Origin of the sequence: Flaviflexus sp. (assembly GCF_052087705.1) — a bacterium.
Taxonomy (GTDB): Bacteria; Actinomycetota; Actinomycetes; order Actinomycetales; family Actinomycetaceae; genus Flaviflexus; species Flaviflexus ciconiae.
In genome coordinates this window covers 12,894-29,991 of the sequence record NZ_JBQCYC010000001.1, presented here as the reverse complement: position 1 = coordinate 29,991, position 17,098 = coordinate 12,894, and the positions used below count along the sequence as shown (strand labels likewise).

The following is a 17,098-nucleotide window of genomic DNA, read 5'->3' as shown; positions in this document are numbered from 1 at the left end:
TTATGGGTGTTGAGTTGTTTCTGTAAGCCGTACTTGACTATGCGAGGATCGCGGTCAGGACGTACAGAACCGAGGTACCGATCCAGATGGCGAATGCCGGGGGATCAATGTGGGTGTCGCCGTTGGCGTTGGTCATACGCGAGAGCGCCTCACCAAGGACACCGGCAAGGGCACCGAAGATACCGCCGATGATGACTGCAACGACGATCATGACGTCGCCATCCCATGCGGTGACATCGGACGTGCCAGCGAGGATTGGAGCGAACTTAAGTGCTGCAATCGAAGCGACGATCGTCATGTGGTGAGTGACCGGGGTCTTCATGCCGAGCGACAGGAAGATCAGGGTGATAGCCGAGATGGCCCAGCCAACGAGCTGCGCGTGGTTAACAATGCCGGGGGCTGTCGGGAAGATGAAGACAACCAGCCAGATGGTGGCGAATGCCGACATGATGCCCGAGGTGAGACCGTGCATCGCGGAGATGCCCCAGCCTTCCTGGTGCTCGACCCAGTGCTTGCCTTCGCCGACGGCAAGAAGAGCGTGATCCTTGGTCGAGAAGAGGCCGGTGGAGCCCCAGATGAAGCGGACTGCGATGGAGACGATAACAATTGTCAGAGCGACGGTATCCGTCCAGCCGATGACTTCCGCACCGTAGTGCAGATCTGGGTCGCTGACCGAGAGGGCCGGGACCTCGGCGAGGAGGTTGTTGACAAGGTAGCCAACCATACCGAAGACACCACCGACGACGAGAACGTCGGAGCGCCCAATGCCGGCCAGCGGTGTGACAATGTCACGGCCGTTGGCCCCGCCTGCCATCACGCCCTTCTTAGCGGCGTAAGCAGCTGCTGCCGCGCCACCAAGGAAGGCGATGTGCGGGCCGAAGACCGGGCCGAACACGATCGAACCCATGAACCAACCCATGTCGACGCCACCGAGGTAACCGCCGAGGCCGATCATGTAGAGAATGCCGGTAAAGATAAAGGCGGTCTGTCCGCCGATTGCTGCGCCAAAGGCGCCGCCGCCGAAGGAGGCGACGAGCCATAAGAGATCAAATTCCACGTTGAAATCCTCTTTTAGTTTGTGGGGCTGAGTTCGCCGTGCATCTCTGACAGGGAGATGCAGTCCCTTCCCCCAACGGTGGAGGAGGGGCGCTGCGGCGATTTTGTTTGGACAAACGTCCCAGATTCTGGGCCGCTTACTCCTGTTATATGACGGTGTCCCAGCTCACTGGCGCCGACGCTCCGTAAGGCAGGTACCTTGAAATCGAGATAGTTGGGCTTGTGAGCCCTCCCGATCGCTGTCTCCGCGCGGCCTTGAATCTCTTCAGGACTGCCGCAGACGTGTCGAGGGACGTCCAATCGACACGTCAAGCCGGCACTCAGATCATGAGTTTGATGGCTCGTTCCGCGCATTTGAACCTCCCTTCCTGACATCTTTGCCAGGTGCTGGACCGTAACACCGATGTTCCCGGTCACACCGTCATCGTAGACAGTAACACTATTCGTGTTAATTTCCCCATTGCTTTGGTTGATGTGCACCAATTCCCAAGGTGATTCTTACTTTGCGCAATCGATTGCACGCATGCGTTTCCCTGTGAGTCACGTTATTCTCCCCATCACGCCTGTCTACTAGAGTGAGGGCGTGATGAAGAGCGAAACTCCTGTCCTGGATCTTGATAATCTGCCCTGGCCCGCCGACCAGCCGAAACACTTCGTTTTCGACGTTGACGGCACCCTCACGGACGAGCATTCGATTACTCACCAGCCCACGGTTGATGCCCTTCAAGCCGCACACGCCGCTGGTTACCCCATCACCGTTGCCACGGGACGCCTCCTCCAAGCAGGCGTCCGACTGCTTGAACGTGCAGGTATCGAAGGCTGGGTGATCGCAAACTGCGGCAGTATCGTCTGGGACGGACAGTCCATTGTTCACGAATACCCGATGCCAACGGAGCAGCTGGAGCGCTTCATCGAACTTGGTCGTAGCATCGGCGTCGTTCCCGCTGTCTACTTTGTCGACGACATTGTCATGGACATGGGCGACTTCGACATCGATGCCGGCGACATGAACCTGCTCAACGTGGCGCTTAACGCGAATGAGGGGCGCCCGATCCGCCAGCTCGACCTTGAAACCGCCGACCTCAGGCACGCGACAAAGGTCCAGTTCGGTGGCGATTCAAGAATCCTCGACCAGCATCAGGAACGGATCCTGGAGGAGTTCCCGGAAGCCGTCCGCGGCCATGCCTTCGCTCTGGAGCTCACCCCCGATGGCATCACGAAGTGGACCGGGATCGAAGCTGCCCTGAAGGATCGCAGCCTGACCGCGGAGGGCGCACTCGGCGTTGGCGACTCCGGTAACGACGTTCCCTGGCTTCCCAAGGTCGGGATTTCTGTGGCAGCTCCGCATTCCACACCCGACGTCATCGACGTATGCGACGTCGTTCTACCCAACATTGACTTCCCCGTAGCTCAGCTCATCAACGCGATCGTGAGGAGAACATCATGACACCCGAGCAGATCACCGATCCCGTCGCCTACCACGGCGAAGGCCCCTGCTGGCATCCCTCCTGGGGTGGCCTGCGCTGGGTCGACATGCTTGCTGGCGACCTCCTCACCCTGAACGGCGACGGCGACGTCGATCGCCTCCACGTCGGCAAGATTGCAGCCTTCGTTCGGCCCCGCTCCCGGGGCGGCTACGTTGTCGGCCTCGAAAACACGATTGCCCTTGCCTCTTCGCCCTTCGGCGATCCGGTTGCCGAACCTGCCTTCTGGGACGACTCGAACCTTCGCTTCAACGAGGGCGGCTGCGATCCCTGGGGCAACCTCTACTGCGGGTCCATGGCATACGACCGTACGGAAGGGGCCGGCCAGCTCTTCCGGGTCAGCCCGAGCGGCGAAAAGACTGTCGTCCTCCCGCACGTCTCCACCTCGAACGGTATTGCATTCTCCCCCGACGGCAGTCTCGCCTACTACAACGATACGAAGCTTCGTCAGACCGATGTCTTTGACGTCATCGATAAGCGCCTCATCAACCGTAGGCCGTTCGCCTCGTCGGACGGCGCCAGCAACGATGGTCTGACGGTCGACTCAGAAGGCAATATCTGGGTGGCAATGAACCGTCACGGCAAGGTGCGTCTCTACTCCCCCGACGCCGAGATTCTCACGGAGATCCAGCTTCCTGTTCAGCTGGTCACGGCGTGCACACTGGGAGGACCGGACATGCGCACCCTGTTCATCACAACATCGCGCGAAAACCTTGAGGATCCGGAGCCGGAAGCAGGAGCGGTGTTCGCGGTCGAGGTAGACGTGCCGGGCATGCCCGTTGCCGAGTACGGCGGCTGACGGACTATCATCGGTCAGGTGACGACGAACCTCACCGGTGACGGTGCACTCTTTGATCTCCCGCCCGAGGAACGTGAGCCTCAGGCCCGGGTAATCCTCGTGACCGGCCCCTCCGGGTCCGGCAAGACGAGGTTCACGGGCCGCACCGGCCTGCCCGTCGTCGCCCTTGACGATTTTTACTACGACGACACCCACCCGGGTCTCCCTCGTAAGCACGGGATCATCGACTGGGACTCTCCCGCATGTTGGGACAGGCAGGGCGCCCTGGACGCACTGATTAAGCTCGCCACGACTGGCGAAGCCACTCTTCCCATCTACGACATCCCCACCAACTCGAAGGTGGCAGAACGTAGCCTCGACCTCGAGGGCTCGCCACTTTTTCTTGCCGAAGGGATCTTTGCGGCCGAGCTTGTTCACCTGTGCCGGAGGGAAGGCATCCTCGCGGACGCCTTCTGCATTTCCCGTCCCCGTCTCCAAACCTTCTGGTTCCGGCTCATGAGGGACCTTGACGAAGGCCGCAAGCCACCCATCCCCCTTATCCGCCGCGGCATCTCTCACATGATTCACGAGCCCGAAATGTACCGGGATCTGGAACGCAAGGGAGCCCGCCGGGTCTCCATCGTCGAAGCCCACGAAGCCCTCACCCAAATGTTGGCGAAGGTCCGCCGATAAGGGCGCACTCCAGGCAAACCATAAGCAACTTAGCCGGCAAACAACTTAGCCGGCACAGTACCCGCCACCGATCCGCACGAGGGTAGCAAGCCACTCCTCTTATATATAAGGACGGCCCCGCAACCTGCAGTCTTTTGGGAACCGATACCCTATAGGGAACGCTAAGGCGCCTGAGGTGCCCTTGCCAACGGCTCCCGACGCGGCAGGGCAACTGGCTACCCCCACGTCAGCGCATCTGGCCACCAACAGGTTGGTCCAACCGCAGAACTAACACCGACTACACGTTGGCATGTGCGAAGAAGGGGATCGGTTGCAATCTACCGATCCTCTTCTTCACGCTATGACCGCAGGCGATTTCTGGATTCGTGACTGAATCGAGCACCGTCTAATAGATACGGCCGTCCAGTGTCGACGTCCTGCTCCACCTAGCTGGGCACAACTGCTGTCTTGATGCCCTTGCCTGCGCTGACGTGTTCGATAGCTGCGGCAGCATCCTCAAGCTTGAACGGCTCGGTGAGCAAAGCACCAACGTTGATTGTGCCGTCGCCGATAAGCTGGACGGCCTTGCGGTAGTTGTTCCGCCCCATGTTCGAGCCACCGGTGACGGTGAGCTCGTTGTAGTGGATGAGGTTCGGATCGATGCTCGCCATCTGCCCCTTCGGGAAGCCAGCAAACGCGTTGACGCGTCCGCCATTGCGGACGGACAGGAGGGCGGTCTGGAAGAGGTCGAGGGCGCCGATACATTGAACCGCAACATTGGCGCCGAGGCCGCCGGTGAGGTCCTTGACGAACTCCGGCACATTCACATCACCGGTGAGTGCGGTGTGGGTGGCGCCAACCTGCTTGGCGATCTCGAGGCGCTCCGGTGAACGGTTGACAACAATGATCTGCGAGGCACCCTTCTGCTTCGCCACCATCGTGTGCAACAGACCAATCGGTCCCGCGCCAACGATAAGGACGGAGTCACCAATGTGCACCTGGTAGTTATCCACACCGTTCAGCACACATCCGAGGGGCTCCGCGAGCGCAATCTCGGCCGGGTTGCTACCGGGGAGTGCGGGGACGATGGCACCGCGCTGGATTGCAGCTTCGTTGACGAGGACGTATTCGGCTAGGCCACCGTCGATCCAGTAGCCGAAGAGCTTAGCGTCGACGCACATGTGCTCAAGGTGGTTTTCGCAGTAGTAGCAGCGCAGGCAGGGCACGGTTGGCATGACGCCAACGAGCTGTCCCTCGTCGAAGCCTTCGACGCCGGCGCCGATCTCGTGGACGTAGCCGGAGAATTCGTGGCCCATGATGACACCGGGGCGTACGCCCGCGGTCTTTTCTCCGCGGAGGATCCTTCCGTCGGTTCCGCAGACGGTGTTGGCTCCGACCTTGAGGACCAGTTCACCGGGTCCCGCCTTTGGCGTGGGAACGTCCCTCATCTCGAGCTGACCGGGCCCGACAAGTACTGCAGCGCGCATGGAATCTCCTTGTAATCCGCGTCGATTAAGTACCTTAACCGTACCCGGTTACGCGCGATTCCTCGCCTCACGTTTTCGACGTAGTGCCGCGGCGGCGGGTGATCGAGGGCGCCCGCAAGGTCTCGTCCAGGTAAGCGCTGAGATTGGACCGCGTACGTGCTGTCGGGGCGAGCCCTTAGACACTGTTGCGATGACCCCGACAGGCGTATATTTCCGTTCATGAAAAATGTATTGCGGGTGGATTCACTCCTCGCAATCAGTGCTCTCGGTGTTGTCTTTGGGGATATCGGGACATCCCCGCTTTACGCCATGCATGCGCTGTTTTCGCATGCCGTTATCCCTCGCTCTGCGGAGGCGATTACGGGGATTATCTCCCTCGTCCTATGGGCTCTCTTAACGGTCGTCTCGATCAAGTACATCATTGTTCTCCTATCGGTCGACAATGATGGTGACGGCGGAATCATGGCGCTATCTGCTCTTGTCATGAGGTCGGTTAAGCAGGGGTTCCCAAATTTGCGATCGTTGCGGGGATTGTCGGTGCGGGCCTGTTCTACGGCGATGGCCTTATTACCCCAGCTATTTCAGTCATGTCAGCAACCGAGGGTCTCGCTGGGCTCAGCCCGTCCCTTGAGTCCTGGGCCGTTCCGTTTTCCATCCTTATCGTTCTTGGCCTCTTCTCCGTCCAGCATTTTGGGACCGGGAAGGTTGGGGCGCTATTTGGCCCGACGATGCTTGTCTGGTTCCTTGTTCTGGCACTCCTGGGTCTGCCCCAGATAGCTACCCACCCCGGTATTCTTTTAGCGCTTCTCCCCCATACCGGCCTGCTGTTCATCATCAACTATCCGCTCGCTGCTTTCATTGCTCTCGGCACCATCGTGCTTGTTGTTACCGGAGCCGAGGCCCTTTACGCAGACATAGGGCACTTTGGCCCTAACCCAATCAGGGTTGCATGGTTCGCGATCGCATTCCCCTGCCTCGCGATTAACTACCTGGGGCAGGGAGCTTTCCTTTTGGCCAACCCCACAGTGAGCGACAATCCGTTCTTTGCGATGGGGCCGTCGTGGTCAACGCTCCCACTTGGCCTGCTTGCTGCGTGCGCTGCTATTGTAGCCTCCCAGTCGGTCATCTCCGGCGTATTCTCCCTCACCCGTCAGGCAGAACGTCTGGGCTGTCTGCCTTACGTCCGTGCCGTCCAAACGTCCGCACGTGCGCGCGGGCAGATCTACCTTCCACCAGTTAATGCTCTGCTCTGCATTGGCGTCATTGCCCTGATCGTGTTCTTCCAGTCGTCGACCGCCCTCGCGGGCGCCTACGGATTAGCGGTCACATCAACATTTCTTCTCACTTCGGTCCTTCTTGTCGCCTACATGAGAGCAGTAGGGCGCTGGAACCGGGTCCAAGTCGTCTCTTTCATCATGACGGTTGGCGCCGCGGAGACCATCTTTTTCGTCTCTGGCCTCACCAAGATCGTGTCGGGCGGATGGATCCCTCTGACAATCTCGGTTGCTATGTGTGCCGTCATGGTGACGTGGCGCAAGGGCCGGTCTCTGCTCAGCACCCAACATCAACAGTTCATTGATGATCGGGACCATTTCCTCAGGACTCCGGGCCTGACGGTCGTCCCGGGCACCGCCATCTACCAGCATGTCGATCACCGCACGACACCGTCGGCACTTCTGACATCAGCAATGGCATTCAGTGCCATCCACGACAGGATTATCGCGGTTTCGATAGTGACGATGCCGGTGCCTCACGTCCATGTCATGAAGAGGTACACGGTACATTCAACCTTCCGAACCATGTACCCGTTGCGCTACGAGAACGTGACGATCAGGTTCGGGTTCAAGGACGACATCAACATTCCGGCCGCCCTCGAGGAAGCCGTCGCCCAGGGTCTCATGCCGCAGATCAAGAATCCCTTGTACATCACGACCGAAGCGCACTTCCCACCGGAAAATCCAGGGGTCCTGCCAAGATGGCAGAGAGCCCTTTTCTTGACCCTTTACCGGATCTCGTCCCGCCCAACTAGCCGATTCAGGCTCCCGGCAGACCGTTCACTCGTCATCGGCCTCAATGCCAGGATGTAAGTCCAACGAGGCAGGCCTCGACGACACAGCAGTCGTGTTATCGCCCAGCAAATCCGAAGCTCCCGGAGGGCTTACCAAACTGGCACTGCATGCGCCCTGTCGATAAAGACCCACTATCGGCAGTATCAGCATCCAAAAGAGAAGCCCCGGGGACCGGCCGAGTCATCGACGTAGCCCCCGGGCGCGTTCCACCACTGAGTTAGGCAATTGTTACTGCACGTGTTACCACACGCGATTGGAGTACGCGGTACACCGTTGCCACCACAGCAGCATCCGTTCCCTCGTCATCCCTACCGGTTGAAAGCTTAGCGGCGCCTGACGTACGGGAAGGCGATTGTCTCACGGATTCCGAGGCCGGTGATGGCCTGGAGGAGACGGTCGATTCCCATGCCCATGCCGCCCGCGGGCGGGAAGCCCTGTTCCATGGCCTGGATGAAGTCTTCATCGAGTTGCATGGCCTCCGGGTCGCCATCAGCTGCGGCCAGCGACTGGGCAACGAGGCGCTCGCGCTGAATAACCGGGTCGGCAAGCTCGGAGTAGGCGGTTCCCGTCTCGACGCCACGGATGTAGAGATCCCACTTTTCCGTCACGCCGGGCTTGGTGCGGTGCGGGCGGGTGAGCGGGGAGGTGTCTTCCGGGAAGTCCCGGACAAACGTGGGCGCCCACAGCTTGTCGCCAACAAGCTCCTCCCACAGGTCCTCGGCAATCTTCCCCGCAACGGCGTAGGGAGCAACACCAATGTCGTGCTGATCAGCGATCTTCTCAAGCTCATCGCGTGAGGTCTGGACGGTGACTTCCTGGCCGAGCGCCTCGGAGAGCGACTCGTAGAGGTCGAGCTCAGTCCATTCGCCACCGAGGTCATACTCGGTGCCGTCGGCAAGGGTGACGAGGGTCGTTCCAAGGGAATCCATAGCCGCGTTCTGGATAAGGGCGCGGGTCAGTTCGGCCATCGTGTCGTACGTGCCGTAGGACTGGTAGACCTCGAGGGCCGTAAACTCGGGCGAGTGCGTTGAATCTGCACCCTCGTTGCGGAAGTTCTTGCCGATCTCAAAGACCTTGTCGATGCCGCCGACGACGGCACGCTTGAGGTAGAGCTCGGTTGCGATCCTCAGGTACAGGTCTTCGTCGTACGCGTTAATGTGGGTGGTGAATGGACGAGCGGCCGCACCGCCATGGATCGGCTGCAGAGTCGGGGTTTCGATCTCGACGTAACCGCGATTATCGAAGGTCGAACGGAGCGATTTCATGACATTGGCGCGCACCCGGATCATCTCGCGGGCAGCCGGACGCATGATGAGGTCAAGGTGCCTCATGCGGACGCGGTTCTCCTCGGAGAGGCCAGCTTCTTCGCCGTCTTCCTTCGTGTATGTCTTCGGAAGGGGGCGGAGTGCCTTCGATGCCATCTTCCACTCGTGAGCAAAGATCGAGAGCTCACCGCGGCGGGATGTGCCAACGTGGCCCTGAATGAAGATGTGGTCACCCATATCAACATCGGCCTTGAAGCGGGCCATCTCGTCCTCGCCAACGATCTTCTGCGACAGCATGACCTGGATCCGGTTGCCGGGCCCGTCCTGAAGGGTCGCAAAGAACAGCTTGCCGGAGGTACGCATCAGCATGACACGGCCCGCAATGCCGACAACCGTGTCCTCAAGCTCGGTGCCGGGTTCCAGACCCTCGTGCTCCTCGCGGACACCGGCGATTGTGGCGGTCACGGGAAGTTCGGCCGGGTACGGCTCAATGCCCGCGGCGATCATCTTCTCGCGCTTGGCTGCACGGATCGCCACCTGCTCCGACGATGTTGATTCAATCTGCTCGTTCTCAGTCACCACGCCATTCTACAAGCGGAGTCGCAGGAATGAACCGCAAGAAGGTGTGCGACTGCTCGCCATCAGCCCCATTCCACGCCCAATGCATCCGGTTATCTATGGCCGCCACCACCAAGCCACACCTCCACCTGCACGCGGACTTCTCATCAGGAGAACATCCGCAAGCGCCCCAGAAGAACGTCAGTTCCGTAAAGCAACGCGGTCCCCACCGTCAAGAACCTGCCACTCACGCATAGGCAATAGGTCAATTCTCTACAAGGACTCCGCTATTTCCCGATAGCATTCAACGATTTTCCGCGCCTGGCCAATCCGCCCATACTGGGCAGTCACCGCTCCCGTCATCGGCGCAATTGGTATTTACGCAAGCCCAGCCGCGCTCCCCGGTGCGTCCTACAATGCCAGCATCAACCCGCTCAATTTCAGCCGCCTCTACCGAGAAAGTCTCCGTCCCCTCCTCCACGCACTTGCTTGCCTTTACCTCCTCGATCAGTCCAAACATCTTTCACCCTGGCCTAACGGCAGATGCTTCCAATGTTTACTTCCAGCCGACCCCATGCACTTCTGAGCCCTAAGTCGTTGCCCCACCCAAGCATAAGAATCGTCGAATTTCGAACCATTAGACTTGCGTAAATCGGCGGAATGGCGCGGTTTACTGCACCTCGTTGCGAATGCTCAGAAATTTCTTGCACGTCGGAATCGTGGAACCCATAAGTCCCATTTTTCTGTGTTCCGATCGGTACTCTGGAAACGTCACCAATGAGGATGTTCACCATTGGCACCCAATGTTGTTGTTCACCATTGGCACTCTGAATTTTCGTTGAGGGAGCCCACACATGAAAAAGATGGAAACGGATGTCGTCGTTATCGGCGGCGGCGCTACGGGAGCGGGTGTTGTCCGTGACGTAGCGATGCGCGGGTACCGCACGATCCTCGTGGATCGCGCGGACCTGGGACAGGGCACCACGGGCCGCTACCACGGCCTCCTCCACTCGGGCGGACGCTACGTCGTGTCCGACCCGCACTCGGCGACCGAGTGCGCGGAAGAGAACGCAATCGTCACTCGCATCAATGCTGATGCGGTGGAGACCACCGGCGGACTCTTCGTTATCGGCCCGGATGATCCGCTCGACTTTGGCGATGCTTGGCTGAAGGGAGCGCAGGAGACCGGAGTTCCTCACGAGGAGATCTCCGTTGCCGAGGCCCTGCGCCGCGAGCCACGACTCAACCCCGGAATCAAGCGGGCTTTTGCCGTTGAAGACGGCACGGTCGACGGCTGGCAAATGGTGTGGGGAGCCGCAAAGTCCGCCGAGGAGTATGGCGCACAGATCTTCACCTACCACGAGGTCACCGACATCGTTCGCGAGGGCGATCAGGTACGTGCCGTTCGGGCCATCGACCACAAGACCGGCGAAGACATCGAGATCACCTGCAACTTCGTCATTAACGCGGGCGGCCCCTGGGCTGGCCAGATTGCGGACATGGCGGAATGCCCCGAGGTCAACGTTGTTCCGGGCCGCGGCATCATGATCGCCATGAACCACCGCCTCGTCAATCAGGTTGTGAACCGCTGCATCTACCCCTCGGACGGCGACATCCTTGTTCCCGTTCACACGGTCTGCATTATCGGCACAACCGACGTTAAGGTCAAGGATCCCGACAACCTGGCGATCCCCCGCAACGAGGTGCAGCAGATGCTGGACGCCGGCGAAGTTCTTATCCCGGGCTTCCGCAAGTCCCGTGCCCTGCACGCCTGGTCGGGTGCTCGCCCGCTCGTCAAGGACAACCGCGTCTCCGCCGACGACACGCGCCACATGTCCCGCGGCATGTCGATCATCGACCACCAGCATCGCGACGGCCTCAACGGCATGCTCACCATTGCTGGCGGTAAGCTCACGACCTACCGTCTCATGGCGAAGAACATCGTTGACGTCATGGTTGACCAGCTCGGCGATGATCGTCCGTGCACAACCGAGACCGAGGCGGTACCGGGATCGAAGGATCTCAAGACCTACCACGTCACCCACCGGCTCGAGGAGGCCGAGAAGAACCTCCGGAAGGAGCAGATCGTCTGCGAATGCGAGCTCATGAGCCGCAGGCAGCTTGAGGACCTCATCGAGGAGCAGCCCACCGCTTCCTTCGACGACCTGCGCCGCCAGCTCCGACTCGGCATGGGACCCTGCCAGGGCGGATTCTGCTCGATCCGCGCGGCGGGAATCATGCAGGAGACCGGCAAGGCCGACACCGAGCGCGTCACCGCGCTCCTCCGCAAGTTCCTGAAGAACAGGTGGATTGGCCTGTGGCCAATCCTCTACGGGGACCAGGTCCGCCAGACCGCTCTTGATAATTGGATTTTCCAGGGCACGCTCGACATGGATCACCTGCCCGAGGCCGAGGAGGCTCACGTATGAAAACCGTCGTCATCGGTGCCGGTGTCACCGGACTTGTCACCGCAATCCGCCTTCGGCAGGCGGGACAGGACGTCACGCTCGTAACCAAGGGCATTGGCGGCCTCCAGCTCGGCCAGGGAACCCTCGACGTCTTCGGGTACAGCCCGGACCGCGTCGACAACCCCATCGCCGAAGTCGATAAGGTAGCGGCCTCCGACCCCACTCACCCCTACGCCGCCATCGGCTCGGACAACGTCCGCAAGGGCCTCGAGTACACGGCAGGCCTGCTAGACGGCCTGGTTGAGGGCGATCCGGAGAAGAACGTCCTGCTGCCCACCGCGGTCGGCGCCATGCGCCCCACCGCCTACATTCAGCCGTCGATGGCGAACGGCGTCATCACCGCCGACTCGAAGTTCCTAATCGCGGGCCCCCGCCAGCTTAAGGACTTCTATCCGCAGCTCATTGCCGGCAACCTGGCCCGCACGGATCTTCCGGGTGGCGGCAGGATCCAAGCCCGCCCCGGCTCGTTCTCGATCCCGGCGCGCGGCACCGAGGCGGATTCCTCTGGCCTCAACTACGCACGGGCCCTTGACCGTCCCGAGTACCGCAAGGAATTCGCGGCCCAGATCAAGCCCCTCGTGAAGGAAGGCGAGACGGTTGGCTTGCCCGCAATGCTGGGCCTGCGTGACCGGAACGCGTGGAGGGACCTGCAGGACCTGATCGGCGCACCGATTTTTGAGATCCCGCTTCCACCCCCGGGTGTTCCCGGCATGAGGCTCAACGAGCACCTGACCGACCTGGCCAAGGAGCTACGCGTCAAGATCATCCTTGGCTCCCCCGTCGTTTCCGGCACGGAAGAGAACGGTCGGGTCGTTTCCGTCACCGTTGCCTCGACCGGCCACGACATGGTCATCAAGGCCGACAACGTTGTACTGTGCACAGGCGGCTTCGAATCCGGTTCTCTCGAACTGGACTCCTACGGCATCATGTCCGAGACGATCTTCGGTCTTCCGCTCGTTGGCACCGAAATTCCCGAACCCACCCACGGTCAGTACTGGGGTGACCCGCAGCCGATGTTCCGCGTGGGCGTCAAGGTTGGGGAAGATATGAGGGTGCTGGACGCGTCCGGTCAGCCCGTTTACGACAACCTGTACGCTGCCGGTGGCATTCTCGCCGGTTCGATCCGCTGGACCGAAAAGAACGGTGAAGGCGTCGCGGTTGGTTCCGCATATGCCGCTACCGAAGCAATCCTTGGAGGTAATTCATGAGCATCGACGCATTGGCAAGCACCCACGACAGCCCGCTGCAGTTCGCCGCCGATCAGGTTGCCAGAGCTTCCCTCGACCACTGTGTGAAGTGCACAATCTGTGAAACCCAGTGCCCCGTGGCTCGGGTGACCGATCTGTTCCCCGGACCGAAGTACGTGGGCCCACAGGCGGAGCGCTACCGTCACGGCAGTCCCGTCGACAATTCGCTCGACTACTGTTCCTCCTGCGGCATCTGCACCTACGTGTGCCCGCAGGGCGTGGACATTGCCGAGCTGAACAGTCAGGCACGCGCCCTCATGAAGGCCGAGCCGGGCAAGATGCCGCTGAGGGACAAGCTCATCACCCAGACGAACCTCATGGGCACGGTCATGACCCCCTTCGCTCCGATTGCCAACTGGGCTCTCGGACAGAAGCCCATCCGCGTCGCCGTTGAGAAGACGATCAAAATTCACCGCGAGGCCCCGATGCCGGTGGCTACCTCGCAGTCCTTCATGGGCTGGTGGAAGAAGCGCCCGAAGAACACAAACAGCCCGCTGGGACCCGTTGTCTTCTTCCACGGTTGCGCCGGCGGCTACTTCGAGGTTGAGACCTCGAAGCGCACCGTTGAGGTCTTGGAGAAGATCGGTTACGAAGTTATCGTTCCCAAGCAGGGGTGCTGCGGCCTTGCCCAGCAGTCCAACGGTCTGTTCGACCAGGCGAAGAAGGCCGTCGTGAAGCTGTCGAACCAGCTCCGGTCTGCCGGCCGCGACCTGCAGATCATCTCCTCCTCCGGTTCCTGTGCGGGCATGCTCAAGCACGAGGCACACGAGATCATGGGCGTGGAGGACCCTGCCCTTCTCGACGTCGCCACCCGCATGCGCGAAACCTCCGAGTTCCTCCTCGAACAGGTTGAGCTCGGTCACCTCGACCCGAAGGACTTCCGCGACATCAACGACACGGTCACCTACCACCAGCCGTGCCAGGTGAAGTCGCAGGGTATGGGCACCCCGTCGGTCACTCTTCTCGAGCTGATCCCGGGACTCACAATTAAGGAATCGGGCGAGAACTGCTGCGGCATTGCAGGCACCTACGGCCTCAAGGCCGAGAAGTACGACATCGCTCAGCTCGTTGGCCAGCCCCTGTTCGACAAGATCAAGGACTGGAGCCCTCGACTTGCTGTCTGCGAGACGGAGACCTGCCGCTGGCAGATCCGCAAGGGCTCCGGCGCGAAGGTTGTCCACCCGGTCAACCTCATCCACCACGCCCTTGGCCTGTCCAGCGATCTCTACGATCCGAACACCAAGCACTGAGCAGATCATGAGCAGAGCATCCGCTCACCAATCAATGCTGATGATCTGATACCGCAAACTAAATAGTTATCTCTTGCGGCGCTTTCTACGGGAGGCGCCGCAAGACTATCTCGACCGTGGAGGCCCAAAAGAGCGAGGGCCCTCGTGGGGCCCTCGCTAACGTTTATGGGGAGGCTGTAGCCGTCGCTCTTGGCCTCGGGTACGGGCTATTCGCTCTCGTACGGAAGTGTGAAGACTGCGATAAAGACTGTCAGCACGGTGCATAGACCGGCAAGGCTTGTCAGAAGCGGATTCGACAGTGCGACGCCGACAAAAGCGACCACGAGCATAAGAACCACGGTGGCGATGAGTGCAGGCAGCGCTGCGATGCGGCGAACGGGCTTCCGGTACGCGGACTCAGTCGGCGCGTATCCGTTCAGGGTCAGGGTCGACATGGCGTACTCCTTCACATGGACAGGCGGTTTTCGTGTTTTTGTCGATAGGCTCGACGGACCTTTTTATTCCGCACACCATTCCCTCTTATCGAGGAGGCCCTACGCTCTGCGAAATTCGCTGTGCGCTAGTGTGCCTCGTGGGCCGTAGCAACTACTGCTTAGTTGTCGCTATCGATCGCGGAGAGTGCGATAGCGGGGACTGCAACAGCGGTGATGAGGCCGGCGGCGATCGTCACGATCGGAGCGGTGAAAACAACACCTGCGAGAGCAGCGATGGTCATGACAACCAGGAAAGCAACCAGGGCCGAGAACTGGGCCGAGGAGTTGGTGACGGTGGCGTCAGATGCTTCGAAAGACTGGGCGTAGGCGTTTGCTTCGATGATGCTCGACATAATTTTTGATCCTTTTCAATTTCGGTGCAGAGCTACGGATGGTTGCTCTGCACATCCGTGTGCTCGGCCCGTTTGGACCGGTTCCTTGTTGGAACACTTCAAGCATAAGACACATTTGTAAGGAGTGCAAGAGTCCTTTCAGTGTCTTGCATCAATTTTTCATATCTCGATATCGACTTATCCGCAGAATTCAGCGCTAAATAGACTCTGCTATTTGTCCTAACAAATATACTTCATGAATATCTTACAGAATCTTTACGTTTCGAATTAGTGACCGCTTATCCGGTTTTGTTGACCTCAAGCCAAAAGACTCCCACTGGCAAGCTTTGCAAGATATTCACCCTCGCTTTTGTCAAAGAAATGGTCAACGCAAGGCCGGGCATTTCCCTAAAACAGCATGCCTCCTTCCACGCACCTTCCAAGGGCTTGAAGGTTCCCCGATCTGCCGCTCAGTGGCAAGGATCGACCGATTGCGGGTTCTCGTCTTAAGGCTCAAGGATTTCGTCGCTGCTCGAGAGTTCTTAATTTCCGGCGCATGGTGCGGACTCGCCTTTGCAGCTTGCAGGCGCTGTGCCCGCACCGGATCGGTGCGGGCACAGGAGCATTCTTAAAGCTTGCCGGGGCGGTTACTTGGTAGTTTCGCTCTCGGAGCTGTTGGAACCCGAGCGGTATTCCGCAAATGGCTGGCCGGAAGAGACGAGGCCGGTCGCGTTGTCCGGGACCTGGCCGGGCTCGTCCGAGGTCTCGATAATGGCGTTATTTTCGTCGACGAAGACGACGTGCGGCGTGTAGGTGCGGGCATGAACATCATCCAGCTCGCCGTAGGCAATGAGGATGACGATGTCGCCCTTGTGGACGAGGTGGGCGGCGGCACCGTTGATCTGCAGCTCGCCGCTCCCCCGCTCAGCGGGGATGGTGTAGGTTGTGAGACGAGCACCGTTAGTGACGTCCACAATGTCGACGGCCTCGCCGGGCAGGATGTCGGCCGCGTCCAAGAGGTCCGCGTCGACCGTCACCGATCCGACGTAGTGGAGATCCGCACCCGTGATCGTGGCGCGGTGAATCTTACCGGTCATCATCCGGCGCATCCGCTTAGCCAAAGGTTACCTCCATGTTGTCGATGAGCCTGGTTGGTCCTACTCGCGCCGCGACGATACCCAGGCCCTGCTTCGCGTTAGAGGATACTCGTTGGAAGGTGTCCGGATTGACAATCGTGGCGTAGTCAACGGCAACACCTTCGGCGGCCTCCAGCGCTTCGGAGAGGACCTTCTCGGTCTCCTCGGGGCTGGCTCCTGCCGCGGCCGCTTCGCGTGCCGCGCGTAGTGATCCTACGAGGGCAAGGGCAAGGTTGCGCTCCTCAGTGCTCAAATAGGCATTGCGAGATGATAGTGCGAGGCCCGATTCTTCGCGGACGATCGGGACGGCGACGATGTTGGTACGCATATCCAGGTCCGCCACCATCGTGCGAACGAGGGCAAGTTGCTGAGCATCCTTCTGACCAAAGTAGGCCCGGTCCGGGCGAACAAGGTTAAGCACCTTCGCAACGACCTGAAGAACTCCGGCAAAATGCGTCGGGCGGGTCTTGCCTTCAAAGCGGGTGGCAACCTCACCCGGGTTCACGCGAACGAGCGGTTCACGCGGGTACATTTCCTCATCTGTGGGAGCAAAAACAATATCGACGTCTCCGAGAAGTTCGAGGTCCTGCGCCAGGTTCCTCGGGTACGTATCGAAATCCTCGCCGGGTGCGAACTGGAGCGGGTTCACGTAGATCGAGACCACAACGGTCTCGTTTTCCTTCCGGGCAGCATCAACGAGTTGTCGGTGTCCCACATGCAACGCCCCCATGGTCATGACCAGGCCAATGCTTCCCGTGATGGGAAGAGCCTCGATCAGTTCCTTTTTTGTAGAAACAACATTAGTCACGGGCTTAAGCCTACG

General features: G+C 60.0%; 14 protein-coding genes and 1 pseudogene. 8 read left to right on the top strand and 7 right to left on the bottom strand.

Annotated elements, in window-relative coordinates; genetic code table 11:
* Window positions 1-37: 37 nt before the first annotated feature.
* A complete protein-coding gene (locus ACTHUY_RS00140; protein ID WP_441655471.1) occupies window positions 38-1,057 on the bottom strand; it encodes a hypothetical protein in 1,020 nt (339 codons plus the stop codon).
* Window positions 1,058-1,642: 585 nt separating this feature from the next.
* On the opposite strand from ACTHUY_RS00140, the gene ACTHUY_RS00135 reads away from it, so the two are divergent.
* The 3 genes from ACTHUY_RS00135 to ACTHUY_RS00125 are packed head-to-tail and all read left to right on the top strand — an operon-like array spanning window position 1,643 to window position 4,011.
* Window positions 1,643-2,503, top strand: a complete 861-nt coding sequence (locus tag ACTHUY_RS00135) for an HAD-IIB family hydrolase (protein WP_441655478.1) — start codon at window positions 1,643-1,645, stop codon at window positions 2,501-2,503.
* Window positions 2,500-3,339 (top strand): SMP-30/gluconolactonase/LRE family protein, encoded by an 840-nt coding sequence (locus tag ACTHUY_RS00130; RefSeq protein ID WP_441677164.1) that lies wholly within the window; start codon window positions 2,500-2,502, stop codon window positions 3,337-3,339. The genes ACTHUY_RS00135 and ACTHUY_RS00130 overlap by 4 nt, the downstream gene beginning before the upstream one ends.
* A gap of 18 nt (window positions 3,340-3,357) precedes the next feature.
* A complete protein-coding gene (locus ACTHUY_RS00125) occupies window positions 3,358-4,011 on the top strand; it encodes an ATP-binding protein (protein ID WP_441655473.1) in 654 nt (217 codons plus the stop codon).
* A gap of 425 nt (window positions 4,012-4,436) precedes the next feature.
* Here the strand turns inward: ACTHUY_RS00125 and ACTHUY_RS00120 are convergent, their stop codons facing one another.
* On the bottom strand, window positions 4,437-5,477 hold the full coding sequence (locus tag ACTHUY_RS00120) for a zinc-binding dehydrogenase (RefSeq protein WP_441655474.1): 1,041 nt from the start codon (window positions 5,475-5,477) through the stop codon (window positions 4,437-4,439).
* Between the two features lie 219 nt (window positions 5,478-5,696).
* Here ACTHUY_RS00120 and ACTHUY_RS00115 point away from each other — a divergent pair.
* Together ACTHUY_RS00115 and ACTHUY_RS00110 are read left to right on the top strand one after the other, a co-directional pair.
* Window positions 5,697-5,966 (top strand): annotated as a pseudogene (locus tag ACTHUY_RS00115) (KUP/HAK/KT family potassium transporter); the annotation flags it as partial.
* 29 nt (window positions 5,967-5,995) lie between these two features.
* Window positions 5,996-7,564, top strand: a complete 1,569-nt coding sequence (locus tag ACTHUY_RS00110; RefSeq protein WP_441677336.1) for a KUP/HAK/KT family potassium transporter — start codon at window positions 5,996-5,998, stop codon at window positions 7,562-7,564.
* A 305-nt stretch (window positions 7,565-7,869) separates the two neighbouring features.
* On the opposite strand, the gene lysS is transcribed toward ACTHUY_RS00110, so the two are convergent.
* Window positions 7,870-9,390 (bottom strand): lysine--tRNA ligase, encoded by a 1,521-nt coding sequence (gene lysS / locus ACTHUY_RS00105; protein ID WP_441677162.1) that lies wholly within the window; start codon window positions 9,388-9,390, stop codon window positions 7,870-7,872.
* A gap of 833 nt (window positions 9,391-10,223) precedes the next feature.
* On the opposite strand from lysS, the gene glpA reads away from it, so the two are divergent.
* Genes glpA through ACTHUY_RS00090 form a run of 3 tightly spaced genes read left to right on the top strand, consistent with a single transcriptional unit; the run spans window position 10,224 to window position 14,334 of the window.
* Window positions 10,224-11,798, top strand: coding sequence for an anaerobic glycerol-3-phosphate dehydrogenase subunit GlpA (gene glpA, locus ACTHUY_RS00100; protein WP_441677160.1), 1,575 nt, complete (start codon window positions 10,224-10,226; stop codon window positions 11,796-11,798).
* Window positions 11,795-13,045 carry a glycerol-3-phosphate dehydrogenase subunit GlpB gene (gene glpB, locus ACTHUY_RS00095; RefSeq protein WP_441677158.1) on the top strand — a complete coding sequence of 417 codons (1,251 nt, stop codon included), beginning with the start codon at window positions 11,795-11,797 and terminating at the stop codon, window positions 13,043-13,045. The genes glpA and glpB overlap by 4 nt, the downstream gene beginning before the upstream one ends.
* Window positions 13,042-14,334 (top strand): anaerobic glycerol-3-phosphate dehydrogenase subunit C, encoded by a 1,293-nt coding sequence (locus tag ACTHUY_RS00090; RefSeq protein ID WP_441677156.1) that lies wholly within the window; start codon window positions 13,042-13,044, stop codon window positions 14,332-14,334. The genes glpB and ACTHUY_RS00090 overlap by 4 nt, the downstream gene beginning before the upstream one ends.
* A 206-nt stretch (window positions 14,335-14,540) precedes the next feature.
* Here the strand turns inward: ACTHUY_RS00090 and ACTHUY_RS00085 are convergent, their stop codons facing one another.
* From ACTHUY_RS00085 to panC, 4 genes are all read right to left on the bottom strand, one after another.
* On the bottom strand, window positions 14,541-14,768 hold the full coding sequence (locus ACTHUY_RS00085) for a hypothetical protein (RefSeq protein ID WP_441677155.1): 228 nt from the start codon (window positions 14,766-14,768) through the stop codon (window positions 14,541-14,543).
* 158 nt (window positions 14,769-14,926) lie between these two features.
* Entirely contained in the window at window positions 14,927-15,160 is a 234-nt protein-coding gene (locus tag ACTHUY_RS00080) for a hypothetical protein (protein WP_441677153.1), read from the bottom strand.
* Between the two features lie 626 nt (window positions 15,161-15,786).
* Window positions 15,787-16,260, bottom strand: a complete 474-nt coding sequence (gene panD / locus ACTHUY_RS00075) for an aspartate 1-decarboxylase (RefSeq protein ID WP_441655691.1) — start codon at window positions 16,258-16,260, stop codon at window positions 15,787-15,789.
* A complete protein-coding gene (gene panC / locus ACTHUY_RS00070; protein ID WP_441677151.1) occupies window positions 16,253-17,083 on the bottom strand; it encodes a pantoate--beta-alanine ligase in 831 nt (276 codons plus the stop codon). The genes panD and panC overlap by 8 nt, the downstream gene beginning before the upstream one ends.
* Window positions 17,084-17,098: the final 15 nt, after the last annotated feature.